Annotated in this window: 3 protein-coding genes; all 3 read left to right on the top strand. The window is 52.2% G+C overall.

All coding sequences use genetic code 11. From position 1 onward, the window contains the following. Nucleotides 1-16 precede the first annotated feature (16 nt). Genes QUB14_RS03775 through QUB14_RS03765 form a run of 3 tightly spaced genes read left to right on the top strand, consistent with a single transcriptional unit; the run spans nt 17 to nt 16,725 of the window. On the top strand, nt 17-8,632 hold the full coding sequence (locus QUB14_RS03775) for an amino acid adenylation domain-containing protein (RefSeq protein ID WP_333215319.1): 8,616 nt from the start codon (nt 17-19) through the stop codon (nt 8,630-8,632). A gap of 34 nt (nt 8,633-8,666) precedes the next feature. Continuing rightward, nucleotides 8,667-13,448, top strand: a complete 4,782-nt coding sequence (locus QUB14_RS03770) for an amino acid adenylation domain-containing protein (RefSeq protein WP_333215317.1) — start codon at nt 8,667-8,669, stop codon at nt 13,446-13,448. Between the two features lies 1 nt (nt 13,449). Beyond that, on the top strand, nt 13,450-16,725 hold the full coding sequence (locus QUB14_RS03765) for an amino acid adenylation domain-containing protein (RefSeq protein ID WP_333215315.1): 3,276 nt from the start codon (nt 13,450-13,452) through the stop codon (nt 16,723-16,725). The last annotated feature ends 28 nt before the right edge of the window (nt 16,726-16,753 follow it).

Below are 16,753 nucleotides of genomic sequence, written 5' to 3'. Positions count from 1 at the left end.
TAGGTAAAAAGAATCGATGAGTGACGCAAGCATTAAGGGACACCAACTCACCGAAAGTTCTACCAATTTAGTAGAACTCCTGCAAAACAGAGCATTACACCAACCAGAGCAGAAATATACTTTTCTGTTAGACGGAAAAACTGAAACCGCCAGTTTGACTTATCGAGAGTTAGATGCGATCGCCCGATCGCACGCCGCGCGACTTCAGACATTGGGGGTAACAGGCGAACGAGCCTTACTGCTTTTCCCGCCTGGATTGGACTATCTCGCAGCCTTTTTTGGATGCTTGTACGCCAAAGTGATCGCGGTTCCCCTCTATCCGCCGAAGCTGAAACGGAATTTAGCGAAAATTAGTGCGATCGCCAAAGACGCAGGAGCAACATTTGCGATCGCTCCCGCACGACACCTGGAAAATTTAGAGCAGCTATGCGAGCAAGCACCGGAACTCAAAGCGATGCGCTGGCTGAGTGCAGAGGTGCTTTCCGATGACGCCCAAAAGTGGCAGCAGCCACCCATCCATCCCGACGAAGTGGCTTATCTTCAGTACACTTCCGGCTCAACCTCCACCCCCAAAGGCGTAATGGTGAGCCACGCCAATGTTTTGTACAACATCGAATACATTCACCGAGGCTTTGACCACGATTCCGAAAGCGTTGCCGTAACGTGGCTTCCCCCCTTTCACGACATGGGGTTAATTGACGGATTGCTCAAACCTTTGTATCTGGGAATTCCCTCTTACTTCATGCCGCCAGCGGCGTTTATTCAGAACCCGATGTGCTGGTTGGAAGCGATTTCGCGCTACAAAGCTACCCACAGCGGCGGGCCAAATTTTGCTTACGATTTGTGTGCTAGCAAAATAAGCAAAATCTTGGATCGCCAAAAAATGCTCGACTTGAGTAGTTGGCGCGTCGCCTATAACGGCGCAGAACCCATCCACAAAGAAACCCTAGAGCGATTTACCCAAGCTTTTGAGCCCTGTGGTTTTCGGGCGGATGCCTTTTGTCCTGCTTACGGAATGGCAGAAACCACGCTAAAAATTGCAACGGTTCGCAGCGGGACAACACCGACTTTCTTACCTGTTGATGCTGGGGCGCTGGAAAATAATCACATTGTAGAAGTTGTCGAAGGCGATCGTGGCGCGAGAACTTTAGTCGGCTGCGGTTTCCCTGAATTTGGCACTAAAGTTGCGATCGTCAATCCCGAATCTCTGACGCAATGCCAGCCGCAGGAAGTCGGAGAAATTTGGGTAGCTGGCGAAACAGTGACGCGAGGCTATTGGAATCGCCCAGAAGAGACAGAAAAAACTTTTCAAGCATATCTTTCAGATACCAGCGAAGGGCCCTTTTTGCGAACTGGAGATTTAGGCTTTTTACGCGACGGAGAACTGTTTATTACAGGGCGACTCAAAGATTTGATTATCATCCGAGGTCGCAATCTTTACCCCCAAGATATAGAAAGAACAGCAGAGCGCAGCCATCCCAGTTTGCGACAGGGCGCGATCGCGGCATTCTCGGTGGAAGTCGCAGGCGAAGAACAGCTCGTTATCGTGCAAGAATTACAATCTCGCAAAGCGCCGGATAATGCTGAGGAAATTATCAGCGCCATCCGCGATCGCATTGCGATCGAATATGAAGTACAAGCCTATGGAGTAGTGCTGATTAAGCCCGGAAGTATTCCGAAAACGACCAGCGGTAAAATTCAACGTCGGGCCGCCTCTGCTGACTTTCTAGCTAACAAATTGGAAGTTGTCGCCAGTAGCGTTTTAGAGATATCTGATTTTGTTGAAATAGAGAATCGCCTCACGCGAGAAAATCTGCTGACAGCCGAGTTAGCCGAACAGCAAGCACAGTTAGAAAGCTATTTGCGACAGCAGGTAGCGAGGGTGCTGAAAGTCAGCATTTCTCAAATCCAGTCGGCACAGGGTTTTAGTAACTTGGGTTTGGATTCATTGGCGGTATTTGAATTTAAAAATCAGATCGAAACCGATTTAAAAATAGCTTTATCAATAGAAGACTTATTCCAGGAATTAAGCCTTGCTCAACTGGCTGCAAAAATTTTAGAAAAATTGGCAGAAGCCCCGAAAATTGCGTCTATTCAGGCAGTTTCTCGCCTACAAAACATCCCCCTGTCTTTTGCTCAAGAGCGCTTATGGTTCTTTGACCAATTGGAACCAGGAAACCCCTTTTATAACCTCTGCGGTGCAGTTCGGATCACAGGACAACTCAATGCAGAAGCACTCAGGCAAAGTATTGAGAAAATTATCGAGCGGCACGAGGTTTTGAGAACTGCGTTTGCCGCTGTGGAAGGGCAACCGATACAGGTTGTCGCTGCTGCGGGCGATTGGACGCTGCCGCTGATAGATTTGAGCGATCGCTCCCCAGACGATCGCGAGGTCGAGGTGCAAAGGCTGTCTGCGTCCTCCGCGCGAGAGCCCTTTGACTTGGGGCAAAGCTCTCTGCTGCGCGCCAAACTGCTGCGCCTCGACGAAACAGAGCACGTCTTACTTCTAACCGTGCATCATATCGTTTTTGATGGTTGGTCCCTGGGCGTATTTCTCCGGGAATTGGCAGAATTTTATCAAGCTTTTTCTAGCAATGATTTACCCTTGCTTTCCCCGCTGCCAATTCAATACGCCGACTTTGCCACATGGCAGCGCCAGCAGTTGCAAGGAGAAATATTAGAGACGCAACTGGGTTACTGGAAGCAGCAGTTAAGTGGCAGCTTGCCGATTCTAAATTTACCAACAGACTTTCCTCGCCCCGCCGTTCAAACGTTCCAGGGTGCGAGACAAACTTGGGAGTTGCCCAAAGATTTGAGCTTGGCGCTGGCCGGGTTGGGCCAGCAAGAAAAAGCCACCCTATTTATGACGTTGCTGGCAGCCTTCAAGACGCTGCTTTATCGCTACACGGGGCAGACAGATATTTTAGTTGGCTCTCCCATCGCCAACCGCAATCGCAGCGAGATAGAAGCATTAATTGGATTTTTTGTCAACACTTTAGTGCTGCGGTCTGACTTAAATGGAAATCCGACTTTTCGAGAGTTGCTAAGGAGCGTGCGAGAAGTGGCATTAGGCGCTTACGCGCATCAAGATGTACCGATTGAGAAGCTTGTAGAGGAGTTGCAGCCAGAGCGAGATTTGAGCTACTCGCCGCTGTTTCAAGTGGGGTTTGCCTTGCAAAACGGCTTGACGCAGACTCTAGAATTGCCAGGGCTGACATTAAATTCCCATGAAATTGATACCGGAACCGCTAATTTCGACTTGATGCTATTTTTGGAAGAAACTGAGCGGGGGTTGACGGCGACGTGGGAGTACAGCACGAACCTGTTCCAACCCAGCACGATCGCGCGGATGCACGGGCATTTTCAGATTTTGCTGGAAGGAATTATCGCCAATGCCGACACGCGCATTTCAGAGTTGCCATTGTTGAGCGATCGCGAACGGCATCAACTCCTAATCGAGTGGAATAATACGCAAGTCGATTATCCAAAAGATTCCACCATTCACCAATTATTTGAAGCGCAGGTCGAGCGAACTCCCGATGCCATTGCAGTCGTATTTGAAGACCAAAAACTCACCTACCGCGAACTGAATAAACGAGCGAATCAAGTCGCGCACTACCTGCAAAAAGTCGGTGTAAAACCAGAAGTTTTGGTGGGAATTTGTACAGAGCGATCGCTCGACACGATTGTGGGATTGCTCGGCATTCTCAAAGCGGGCGCCGCTTATGTGCCGCTCGATCCGGCGAATCCAAGCGAGCGCAATGCTTTCATTCTCCAAGATGCTTCAGTGTCAGTTCTATTGACTCAGGAAAAACTATTAGGAAGTCTCTCAAAATATAGCGGCCAAGTTGTGTGTTTAGATGCCGATTGTCCGGCGATCGCTCAAAATTCCACTGACAATCCTAACAGCCACCCTACGGCGGAAAATCTCGCTTACGTTATTTACACCTCGGGTTCAACGGGTCAACCCAAAGGCGTTTTAGTAACCCATGGCAACGTCGTTCGCCTGTTCGCTGCCACGCAATCTTGGTACAACTTTAGCGAAAGCGACGTGTGGACTCTGTTTCATTCCTACGCTTTCGATTTCTCAGTGTGGGAAATGTGGGGCGCTTTAATTTACGGCGGACGCCTGGTAATTGTGCCTTATTTGGTAGCGCGATCGCCGATCGCATTTTATGAATTACTGTGTCGAGAGCGAGTCACCGTTCTCAACCAAACTCCCTCAGCTTTCCGCCAGCTTATGCAAGCCGAAGAGTCGGTACAAACTGGCAACAATTTAAGCTTGCGCTGGGTCATTTTCGGCGGCGAAGCCTTAGAATTGCCAAGCTTAAAACCCTGGTTCGATCGGCACGGCGATCGGAGTCCGCAATTAGTGAATATGTACGGCATCACGGAAACCACCGTTCACGTCACTTATCGCCCGCTGAGTTTAGCTGATTTAAACGGACTTGGTAGCGTTATTGGGTGTGCCATTCCCGATTTACAGCTTTATATATTAGATAAAAATCGTCAGTTAGTTCCGGTGGGGATTCCCGGGGAAATGTACGTCGGAGGCGCGGGAGTGGCGCGGGGATATCTCAACCGCCCTGACTTAACAGCCGAGCGATTTATTTCTAATCTCTTTAGCGAAAACCCAGAAGCGCGACTGTATAAAACCGGAGATTTAGCGCGTTACTTGCCCAATGGCGATATTGAATATCTGGGACGAATAGATACTCAGGTTAAGGTGCGAGGCTTCCGCATCGAATTGGGAGAAATTGAAGCGCAGCTAAACCGACATCCAGCCGTGCGGGAAAGCGCAGTTTTGCTGCGGGAAGACGCACCGGGAGATAAGCGGTTAGTAGCCTATATAGTGGCTGCGTCAGAACCGACTATCGCCGCACGTGAATTGCGCGCTTTCCTGAAGGAGAATCTGCCGGAATATATGCTGCCTTCGGCTTTTGTGCTGCTAGAGGCGCTGCCGCTGACGCCGAATGGAAAAGTAGACCGCAAAGCGCTGAGAGCGCCCGATACAGAAAATTTCCCATTAAACGTCGCTTTTGCACCTCGCACTCGGGAAGAACAGTTACTCGCTGAAATTTGGAGTCAGGTTCTCGGCCTCAAACAAGTTGGAATTCGCGACAATTTCTTCGAGTTGGGAGGACATTCCCTGCTGGCAACGCAATTGATTGCTAAAGTTCGAGAAGCGTTTCAGGTAGAGTTGCCCCTACGCAGTTTGTTTCAATCTCCGACGGTGGAAAGTTTGGCAGAGGCGATCGCCATCGCTAAAGCGCAGCAGGCGATCGAATCTCGCCCCATTGCCCAACTGCCTGGAATCGTCCCCGATCCTCAAAATCGCTGGGAACCCTTTCCGCTCAATGAAATGCAGCAGGCTTACTGGATCGGGAGAAATAACTTTTTTGAAATGGGGAATGTCGCCATTCACGGCTATGTAGAAATTGAAGGCGACGATATAGATTTAGAGCGGTTTAGCCTCGCGTGGCAGCGATTGGTGGAACGCCACGATATGCTGCGCGCGATCGTCCATCCAGACGGGCAACAGCAAATTTTAGAAACAGTGCCAGCTTATGCAATTCCAGTATTAGATTTGCGCGGACAAAGCCCAGAGGCGGTGAATTCCCAACTCGAAGCAATTCGCGAATCCCTGTCTCACCAAGTGTTGCCGCTCGATCGCTGGCCGCTTTTCGAGATTCGCGCCTCGCTTCTGAGCGATCGCCGCATCCGCTTGCACGTCAGCATTGACGCCTTGTGCATTGACGGTTGGAGCTATCAAATTCTCTTCCGAGATTTGGTGACGTTTTACCGCAATCCCAACGCAGCGATTCCCTACGGGATAGCTCCGCTTCACGCGCCTTTGCAACTGTCATTCCGCGACTACGTTTTAGCGGCGATCGCGCTCCAAGATTCCTCATTTTTCCAGCAATCTTTAGAGTATTGGAAAAATCGCCTCGCCACTCTGCCGCCAGCGCCGGAACTCCCCTTAGCCAAGCATCCGAGTTCCCTGACACAGCCTCGCTTCAAGCGCTGGAGCGCTCAGCTAGAGCCGGAAATGTGGAAAAAACTTAAAGCCAGAGCCGCGCGATCGGCGCTTTCTCCGACAGGCGTTTTGCTGGCTGCTTATGCCGAAGTTCTCAGCCTGTGGAGCAAAAGCCCTCGGTTTACCCTCAACGTGCCGCGCTTCAATCGCCTTGTACTGCACCCGCAAGTCAACGACATTATCGGCGAGTTCGCCTCGTTTACTTTGCTGGAGGTAGACAACTCGCGCCGAGAAAGTTTTGAAGTTCGGGCGAAACGCCTGACTCAGCAGCTTTGGCACGATTTAGAGCACCAGTACGTCAGCGGCGTGCGCGTTTTGCGAGAATTGGCGCAACTGCACCGGATGACATCGGCGGCACCGATGCCAGTGGTATTCACGACTAATCCGCAGAATAACCCCGGACAAAGCGATTCTTCCATACTGGGCGCGATCGCAGAAATCGGAGAGGTTGTTTACGTCGTCGGTCAAACTCCCCAAGTTTGGATAGACAATCAGTACAGCGAAGCTGGCGGCACTCTATTCTTGAACTGGGATGCGGTGGAAGAACTCTTCCCCCAAGGGCTAATCGACGATATGTTTGACGCCTACTGCCGCCTGTTGCAGCGCCTCGCAAGCTCGGAGTCAGCTTGGCAAGAAGAGGCGCAGTTGCAGCAGCAAGCCGTCGCTAAGGGCATCGAAGCACCCATTCCCGATGTATTGCTGCACGAGTTGTTTGCTCAGCAAGTCGCCTTGCGATCGCAGCAAGCAGCCGCGATCGCGCGCGATCGCACCCTCACCTACGAAGAACTATATCTGCGATCGAATCAAGTCGCTCACCGATTGCGGAAGCTGGGAGCTCGCCCTAACCAGTTGGTTGCCGTGGTTATGGAAAAAGGGTGGGAGCAAATCGTCGCTGTGCTGGGCATTCTCGCATCCGGGGCAGCTTATTTGCCCGTAGATGCGGCGCTACCAAAAGAGCGGCTGTGGTATTTGCTGGAAAATGGCGAGGTTGAGATTGTTTTGACGCAATCTCAGTTAAATCAGCGATTGGAATGGCCGGAAAATGTGCGGCGAATTTGTCTCGATACCGACGAATTGGCTGCAGAAAGCAGCGAAGCTTTGGAGTCGGTGCAGGAACCGGAAGATTTAGCCTATGTGATTTACACTTCTGGCTCAACTGGCTTGCCGAAAGGCGTGGCGATCGCGCACCGAGGTGCAGTCAATGCGATCGCTCAGACCAACCAAGTGTTTAATGTGGCCGAGTGCGATCGCGCGATCGCAGTCACCGCACTGCACCACGATATGTCGGTTTACGATATCTTCGGCATCCTAGCAGCCGGAGGAGCGATCGTCCTTCCCGATGCGGCACAACGGCTAGACCCCGCTCACTGGGCCCAATTGATGGTAAAAGAGCGCGTCACCATTTGGAACTCGGTTCCCCCGATGATGGAAATGCTGCTCGATTACGCTGGCGGACGTTCTGAGGTGTTGCCAGAGTGCTTGCGCTGGGCGTTTCTCGGCGGAGACTGGATACCGATAACGCTGCCCCAGAGGTTAAGGGCGATCGTCAAAGAATGTCGCGTTGTCAGCGTCGGCGGGCCAACCGAAACTACCCTTTGGAATATTTGGTATCCGGTAGAAACTGTTGATTCTTCTTGGAACAGCATTCCCTACGGATCGCCGATCGCCAACACCCGCTATTACATTTTGAATCAAAGGCTAGAAGACTGTCCCGTCTGGGTTGCCGGCGAGATGTGCTGTGCCGGAGTGGGACTGACAAAAGGATACTGGCGGAATGAAGAAAAAACTCGCGCCAGCTTCCTCACTCACCCCGTCACCGGCGAACGCTTGTACCGAACGGGAGATTTAGGTCGCTTCCTCCCTGACGGCAACATCGAATTTTTAGGGCGAGAAGACTTCCGCATCAAAATTCGGGGATACCGCATCGAGGCGGGAGAAATTGAAGCCGCTTTGAACCAGCACCCGGCAGTGCGATCGTGTGTAGTAACGGCATTCGGGGAAGATCGCAGTCAGAAACGGTTAATAGCCTATGTGGTTCCCCAACAAAATGCAGCGCCAGAAACTTGCGAATTGCGGCAATTTCTGAGCCAAAAGCTGCCCGAATATATGCTGCCGTCTGCATTTGTCATGCTGGAGGCGCTGCCGCTATCTGCCAATGGAAAAGTAGACCGCAAAGCTCTTCCCGCACCGGATGCCGCCTTCCTTCCGAAAACCTTTGTCGCGCCTAACACCCCGGTTGAAAAAGTTCTCGCAGGCATCTGGGCTGAAATACTCGGAGTGGAAAAAATCGGCATTCACGACAACTTTTTCATTGATTTAGGAGGGCACTCCCTACTAGCAACGCAAATCATCTCAGCCGTGCGCGACACCTTCGGGGTAGATGTCCCCCTGCGCTCTTTCTTCGAGTCGCCTACCGCATCCGAGCAAGCCGCTGCCCTGGTGGAAAATCCCGCGCAGCGAGAGACAGTTGAAAATACCGCTCAATTGCTGCTGAGTCTTGCGGAACTTTCCGATGAAGAAGTAGAGCGAATGCTAGCCGAGAAAACTTCTCTCCCCGATCGGGAATTGGCGATCGCCTCTCCCTCTACTTATTAATTCCAGCAGTCTAGTCAAAATTAACCAGGGTCAAATGAGCTATTTGAAACTATCTGCAAAAAAACGCGCATTGCTGGAAGTGATGCTACGAGAAAAGGGGGTAGAATCCTCAAGCGATCGCAGAATTCCTAGAAGGAAAGAAGGCGACTCGATCCCCTTGTCTTTCGCCCAGCAACGGCTGTGGTTTTTCGACCAGTTCGAGGCGGGAAAATCTTTCTACAATCTCCCAGGCGCTATCCGGCTCAAAGGCAAATTAAATGTCGCCGTGTTGGAGCAAACTTTCAACGAAATCGTCAACCGGCACGAAGCTTTGCGATCGACTTTTACTGAGGTTCAGGGACAGCCCGTTCAAGTCATTGCTCCTCCTGGAACTCGCCTGCGGCTGCCAGTAATAGACCTGCGAGAACTGCCCCAGAGCGATCGAGAGGCAGCCGTAAAGCAGCTATCTGCAAAGGAAGCGCAACAGCCCTTTGACTTGGAGCGAGGCCCCTTGCTGCGGACATCTTTGCTACAGCTTAGCCAAGAAGAATACGTCCTGCTGCTGACAATGCACCACATCGTTTCCGATGGCTGGTCGATCGGAGTGCTGGCGCGGGAACTGGCGACAATTTACGAAGCCTTATCCGCCGGCAACCAACCGCAGCTTCCAGAGCTTCCCGTGCAGTATGCCGACTTTGCGATCTGGCAGCGCAACTGGCTCTGCGGCGAAGTGCTGCAAACTCAGCTTGCGTACTGGAAGCAACAGTTGGAGGGAGCGCCTCCCTTGCTGGAACTGCCTGCCGATCGACCCCGACCTCCAATTCAGACCTCAAACGGCGCCACCCAGTCGCTATTGCTGTCTCAGGAGCTGACAGCCGCCCTCAAAAACCTCAGCCAGCGGGAGGACGTTACCCTTTTTATGACGCTGCTGGCGGCATTTAAAGCGCTGCTTTACCGCTATACAGGGCGGACAGACTTGCTAGTCGGCTCGCCGATCGCCAACCGCAACCGCGCGGAAATTGAAGGGCTCATTGGCGTATTTGTCAATACGCTGGTGTTGCGGACTGACGTTTCCGGCGCTCCTACTTTTCGAGAATTGCTTCAACGCTTGCGCGAGGTGACTTTGGGAGCCTACGCGCACCAAGACTTGCCATTTGAGAAACTGGTTGAGGAACTGCAACCCGAGCGCAGTCTGAGTTATAACCCGGTATTTCAGGTTATGTTCCAGTTGCGGAATAACCCCATGCCGCCCTTGGATCTGCGCGGATTGACTTTAAGTCTGCTCGCGGTCGAAACGAATACGACGCAGTGTGATTTGAGCTTGGATTTAGAAGAAGTGGGGGAAAGGCTGCAAGCCTCAGTGGAATACAGCACGGATTTGTTCGATCGCGCCACCATTACCCGGATGCTCGGACACCTGCAAACCTTGTTGGAAGGTATCGCCGCTAATCCAGAGCAGCGCCTGTCCAGCTTGCCCCTGCTGACAGCAGCCGAAAAGCAGCAACTGCTGCAGAGGAATAATACCAATACGGGTTATTTGCCCAACCAGTGCCCGCAGGATCTGTTTGAAAAACAGGTGGAGCAAACCCCCGACGCCCCGGCGGCAGTCTTTGACAACCAGCAGCTAACCTACCGACAGCTCAACGCCAAGGCAAACCAAATCGCCCATTACTTGCAAAAGCTGGGAGCAAGTCCAGAGGTGCTGGTGGGCGTTTGCGTTGAAAGGGGGGCGGGCACGGGGGCACCGCCCCTACAGGCGATCGCGGCTTTTCTGGGCGTCCTCAAAGCAGGTGCAGCCTACCTGCCCCTAGACCCCGCTTACCCGCCGAAGCGCTTGGCTTATATGCTCGAAGACGCCCGGGCACCACTGCTGCTGACGCAACAACACCTGTTAAACAAGCTCCCCCCGCACTCCTGCACAGTCGTTTGTTTGGACGCAGACTGGGAGCAAGTTGCCCTGGAGAGCGAAGAAAACCCCTCTAACACAGCCACGCCTGAAAACCTCGCTTACGTTACCTACACCTCGGGTTCTACTGGACGCTCGAAAGGGGTGGCAGTCAATCGCAGCAGTCTGGTAAATGCCTATTTAGGCTGGGAAACCGCTTATGGGCTTCGCTCTGGGGTAACATCTCACCTCCAGATGGCCAGCTTCTCATTCGACGTTTTTAGCGGCGACTTGATGCGATCGCTGTGTTCTGGCGGCAAACTGGTGCTGTGCGATCGCGAGAAGCTGCTCGCGCCGCAGGAACTCTACGAACTGATGCGGCAGCAAAAGATCGACTTTGCCGAATTCGTTCCCGCCGTCTTGAGGAACCTGATCCAGTACCTAGAAGAGAGCGGACAGCGGCTCGAATTTATGAAAATCCTCGTCTGCGGCTCAGACAGTTGGTATGGCTCGGAATATGAAAAATTCCGGCAATTTTGCGGCCCTGAAACTCGGTTGATTAACTCCTTTGGCGTTACTGAAGCCACCATCGACAGTTGCTATTTTGAAAGCGCGACAGGAAATTTAGCGGGCGAGCAGTTAGTGCCCATCGGACGGCCCTTTCCCAACACCCAGCTTTACATCTTAGACACTGCCTTGGGGCCCGTGCCGATCGGCGTTCCCGGAGAACTGCACGTCGGCGGTGCAGGCTTGGCGCGGGGCTATCTCAACCGCCCCGAATTAACCGCTGAGAAATTCATTGCCAACCCCTTCTGCGAAGAAATTTCTGCTTTCGGGCATTCAAATCGCCTTTACAAAACTGGGGATTTAGCTCGCTACTTGCCAGACGGCAATATCGAGCTAATTGGTCGCATTGACAATCAGGTGAAAATTCGCGGCTTCCGCATCGAGTTGGCAGAGATTGAGGCGGTGCTGTCCCAGCATCCTGCAGTGCGGGAAAGTGCGGTTTTGGTGTGGGAAGAGGCAAACGCTCGCAAGCGTCTCGTTGCTTACGTCGTCCCCGATGCCCGCGTAGGGGCGGGCACGGGGGCACCGCCCCTACAGTTATCTTCTAGCGAGCTGCGCCAGTTCCTGCAAGAACGCTTGCCAGAGTATATGGTGCCGTCTGCCTTCGTCCTGCAGTCGAAACTGCCTCTAACGCCCAACGGCAAGCTCGATCGGGCTGCGCTGCCAGCGCCCGACTTGACGCGATCCCAATTGGAAGAGACTTTCGCGGCTCCTTGCAGCAGCATCGAGCAGCAGCTAGCCAGTATTTGGATGGAGGTTCTCGGAATCGATCGAGTGGGCATACACGACAACTTTTTCGAGTTGGGCGGAGATTCGATTCTCAGCATTCAGATTGTCGCCAAAGCCAATCGAGCGGGGATGCAACTGACTCCCAAACTGCTATTCCAGCACCAGACGATCGCTCTTCTGGCAGCCGCTGCTGGCACTGTCGAGGTTGTGCGAGCCGAGCAAAAACCGGTGACGGGCGCGGTGCCGCTGACTCCCGTGCAGCAGTGGTTCTTTGAAGAAAATTTTGCCTGCGGGCACCACTGGAATCAAGCCGTGATGTTAGAAGTGCGCCAACCCCTCGAAGCAGTGCTGCTGGAGCGAGCGTTCGCGCAACTTCTGACGCACCACGACGCCCTGCGCCTGCGCTTTGCGCCCGGGGAATCTGGCTGGCAGCAGTTCAATGCCGAACCGGGGGGAGCCGTGCCGTTTGAAAAATTAGATTTATCTAATTTATTGACAAGTGAGCAAAATTGTGCTATATCGTCTAAGACCGATGCAGTACAGGCAAGCTTAAACCTGTCAGAAGGGCCGATCGCGCGCGCTGTTCTGTTCGATCTGGGGGCGCAGCAACCTTCGCGCCTGCTAATAGTTATCCACCACTTAGCTGTCGATGGCGTATCGTGGCGAATTTTGCTGGAAGACTTGCATAATGCCTGCGAGCAGTTGAGCAGGGGTCTTGCAATCTCGCTGCCGCCGAAGACGACATCTTTCAAACAGTGGGCACAGCGGCTGGTTGAATACGCTCAGTCAGAAGCGTTGCACCAAGAATTCGATTACTGGCTGGCACACCTGCAAAAGCCGATTTCTCCCCTGCCAGTAGATTTCGCTGGGGGAAGCAATGCGGTAGCGCAGTCGCGCATCGTGTCGGTGGCGATCGCAGCAGAAGACACTAACGTCTTGCTGCACGAAGTTCCCAAAGTCTACCGAACCCAAATTAACGACGTGCTGCTGGCAGCACTGGCGTGGGCGTTTGCCCAGTGGACCCGAGAGCCATCGCTGCTGGTTGATTTAGACGGGCACGGGCGGGAAGATATCTTCCCAGATGCAGACGTTTCGCGGACTGTGGGTTGGTTTACTTCCGTGTTTCCGGTACTGCTGTCGATCGGCGAGGCTTCCACTCCCGCAGATGGCTTAAAGGCTGTCAAAGAACAGTTGCGCGCCATCCCGAATCGCGGTATGGGTTACGGGTTGCTGCGATATCTCGCTGGCGGCGAAATTTCCCAGAAACTGATCTCGCTCCCTGCAGCCGAGGTGAGTTTCAATTACTTCGGACAGTTCGACCAAGTTCTCCCTGAATCATCTTTATTTGCCCTGTCTGGGGAATCCGTCGGGCAGCCTTTCAGTCCCGAAGGAAACCGCAGCTATTTGATAGAAATTAACGGATTTGTTGCGGGCGGGCAGTTGCGAATGGATTGGACTTACAGCGAGGAAATCCACCGCCGTTCTACGGTGGAGAATTTAGCGCAAAAATTTGCCGAAGCCCTGCGAGCGATCGCCCTGGCTTCCCAGGAACCCGAAGCAGTCGGCTGCACTCCCTCTGACTTTGCAGAATTCAAGTGGAGCCAGTGGACGCAAAACGACCTAGAAGACATTCTTTCAGCAATTGGAAAAGTTTGAAATGGGCAAAAGCAACGTTGAAGATTTTTACCCCCTCTCGCCCATGCAGCAGGGGATGCTCTTTCACACCCTCTACTCTCCCAACTCGGGAGTTTATTTCGAGCAATTAACTTGCACGCTTCGTAAACTGGCGAACGCGCAGGCATTCAAGCAGGCGTGGCAGCACGTGACCGATCGACATCCCATCTTGCGTACTTCCTTCGTCTGGGAAGGCCTCAAAGAACCCGTTCAAGTCGTGTACCGGCAAGTCCAACTGCCTTGGGAAGAGTGCGACTGGCAAGAGCTCGCGCCTGCAGCACAGCAACAGCAGCTAGAAACCTTTCTCAAAAGCGATCGCGATCGGGGTTTCGATATGCGGCAACCGCCGTTGATGCGGATGACTCTCATCAAACTGGCAAAAGATACTTATTATTTCATCTGGAGCCACCACCACCTGCTGCTAGATGGCTGGTCTAACCCCGCCATCCTCACAGAAGTCTTTGATTTTTACCAAGCCTTCCTTAACGGCGAGCAATTATCCTTGCCGCGCCCGCGCCCCTATCGCGACTACATTGTTTGGATACAGCAGCAGAATTTGTCTGAGGCTGAGTCGTTTTGGCGGCAGCGCCTCCAAGGCTTTACCGCACCCACGCCGCTGCCAATTGAGCGGGATTTTGGCTCCGCTGCGGGAGAAGAAAGCGATCGGGAACAGCAAATCCTGCTGTCTGTAGCGACAACAGCAGCGCTGCGATCGTTAGCTCGGCAGCAGCAATTGACGCTGAACACTCTAGTGCAAGGAGCCTGGGGGCTGCTTCTGAGCCGCTACAGCGGCGAGGAAGACATCATTTTTGGAACGGTTGTCTCCGGTCGTCCACCAGACTTGGCGGGAGTAGAATCGATGGTGGGGCTGTTCGTCAACACCCTGCCCGCGCGCGTCAAGATTCGCCCAAAAGACTCGCTGCTGTCTTGGCTCAAGCAGTTGCAGGACCGACAAATAGAGGCGCGGCAGTACGAATACAGCCCCTTGGTAGAGGTGCAGCGGTGGAGCGAAGTGCCGCGCAGGCTGCCTTTGTTTGACACGCTGGTAGTTTTTGAGAACTATCCCTTAGAGGCTTCTTTGCAGAAGCGGGTTCAAAACCTGGAAATAGAAAGCGTTCTTTCTTTTGAAAAGACGAACTATGCTCTAACGCTGACGGTGGTGCCGGGTGAGGAGTTGGCGCTCAAAATTGGTTACAATAGCAACCGCTTTGAAGACGCTGCGATCGCACGGATGCTCGGACACTTGCAAACTTTACTGGAGGGAATGACTGCCAATCCTGAGCAGAAACTGTCAGAATTGCCCCTATTGAGCGCCGCCGAACGCCAGCAATTACTTGTCCAGTGGAACGACACCCAAGCGGATTACCCCAAAAATTCCTCAATTCACGAATTATTTGCAGCGCAAACAGAGCGAACCCCAGATGCAGTGGCTGCAATTTGCGAAAATGAACAATTGACTTACCGCGAATTGAATGCCAAAGCCAACCAAATCGCGCATTACCTGCAATCTCTAGGTGTAAAACCAGAAGTTTTGGTGGGAATTTGCTTAGAGCGATCGCTGGAAATGCTGGTGGCCATTTTGGGCATTTTAAAAGTCGGTGCCGCTTACGTTCCTCTCGATCCTGCTTATCCCCAAGAACGCCGATCCTTCATGCTGGCCGACGCAAAAGTTCCGGTGCTTTTGACTCAAAAAAACCTCCTAGAAACCCTCCCCGAACACAGCGCTAAAGTCGTCTGTATCGACGCCGAATGGAAGGAAATTTCCCGCCAGAGCGATCGTAACCCCGCTGTTAAAGTGGAAGCCGATCGCCTCGCTTACGTCCTCTACACTTCCGGCTCCACAGGCACTCCCAAAGGTGTACTCGGAACCCACCGAGGCACAGTCAATCGCTGTTTTTGGAACCCCTACCCCTTTATCGAAGAAGATATTTGCTGTCAAAAAACGTCCTTAAATTTTGTCGATTCGGTTTGGGAAATCTTTGCTCCTTTGCTGCATGGGTTGCCCACTGTGATTATTCCCGATCGAGCCGTCAAAGATATTAACCAATTCCTTCAAACCTTATCAAAGCAAAATGTAACGCGACTGGTGCTGGTTCCTTCTTTGTTGCGCGCTATCTTAGATTCCTTCCCTGATTTAGACAGGCGTTTGCCTAAATTAAAATATTGGATTTGCAGCGGAGAAACTCTGCCGCTGGAACTTTGCCAGCAATTTCGAGAGCAGATGCCCCAGCGGGTATTAATCAATCTTTATGGCTCTTCTGAAGTAGCTGCGGACGTGACGTGGTACGATGCAACTCACTGTGTCGAGAAAGTTCCCATCGGTCGCCCGATCGCCAACACACAAATTTATCTGCTCGATCGCAATTTGCAACCCGTTCCCATAGGAATTCCCGGCGAGATTTACGTCGGCGGCGATGGATTGGCACAGGGCTACTTAAACCGCCCCGAATTAACCTCGGAGAAATTCATTTCTAACCAGTTTTGGCAAGAAAAATTAGATTTTCTCGGTAATTCTCATCAAAAAGTTTTGTTCAAAACAGGCGATATCGGTTGTTACCTGCCGGATGGTAATATAGAATTTCTAGGCCGTGGCGATTGCCAAGTAAAAATTCGCGGTTTCCGCATCGAACTCGGAGAAATAGAGGCAGCACTTTCTCAACATTCTTCTGTGTCCACCGCTGCTGTTTTGCTTCAGGAAAAAGCACCGGGCAGTCAAGGTCTAGTCGCTTACCTAGTTCCTAACTCAGGGCTCAGAAATCAGCACCCAGAACTTATTTCCGAACTGCGTTCATTCTTGAAGCACAAACTGCCAGATTACATGGTGCCTTCAGCTTTTGTGCTATTAGATGCGCTCCCACTAACGCCCAACGGAAAAATTGACCGCCTCGCCTTATCTCAAAGGTGCGATTACGTTTCTGATGAAACAGCCTTCACTGAGCCACAAACGCCCACAGAGAAAGAAATTGCTGAAATTTGGACTGCTCTTTTAGGGCTAGAAAAAGTAGGAAATAACCAAAACTTTTTTGACCTCGGCGGTCACTCTCTGATGGCAACACAGTTAATATCGCGAGTGCGATCGTGCTTTGGGGTAGAGTTAGCGATGTGCGATTTTTTTGCAGCTCCCACCATTGAGAATTTAGCTGAACTAATCGAGGAAGAAATTCTGGCAAACGCCGATTCTAACCAGATAGATGAATTGCTCGATCTCTTAGAAAATAGTGAGGGAGAGTCAGCACAAACTGTGATGCTGACTGAGTAAAAATCGGGTTGGGAAAAAAGCACAGACA

The organism is Microcoleus sp. B3-D2 (assembly GCF_036705345.1).
GTDB lineage: Bacteria > Cyanobacteriota > Cyanobacteriia > Cyanobacteriales > Microcoleaceae > Microcoleus.
The sequence above is the reverse complement of the archived record's forward strand: the minus strand, read 5'-3'. Positions and strand labels throughout refer to the sequence as shown.

What these genes read in the sequence shown, in the direction of transcription:
- QUB14_RS03770 (WP_333215317.1), top strand. Translation starts at nt 8,667, where the DNA reads ATGAGCTATTTGAAACTATCTGCAAAAAAACGCGCATTGCTGGAAGTG.
- QUB14_RS03765 (WP_333215315.1), top strand. Translation starts at nt 13,450, where the DNA reads ATGGGCAAAAGCAACGTTGAAGATTTTTACCCCCTCTCGCCCATGCAG.
- QUB14_RS03775 (WP_333215319.1), top strand. Translation starts at nt 17, where the DNA reads ATGAGTGACGCAAGCATTAAGGGACACCAACTCACCGAAAGTTCTACC.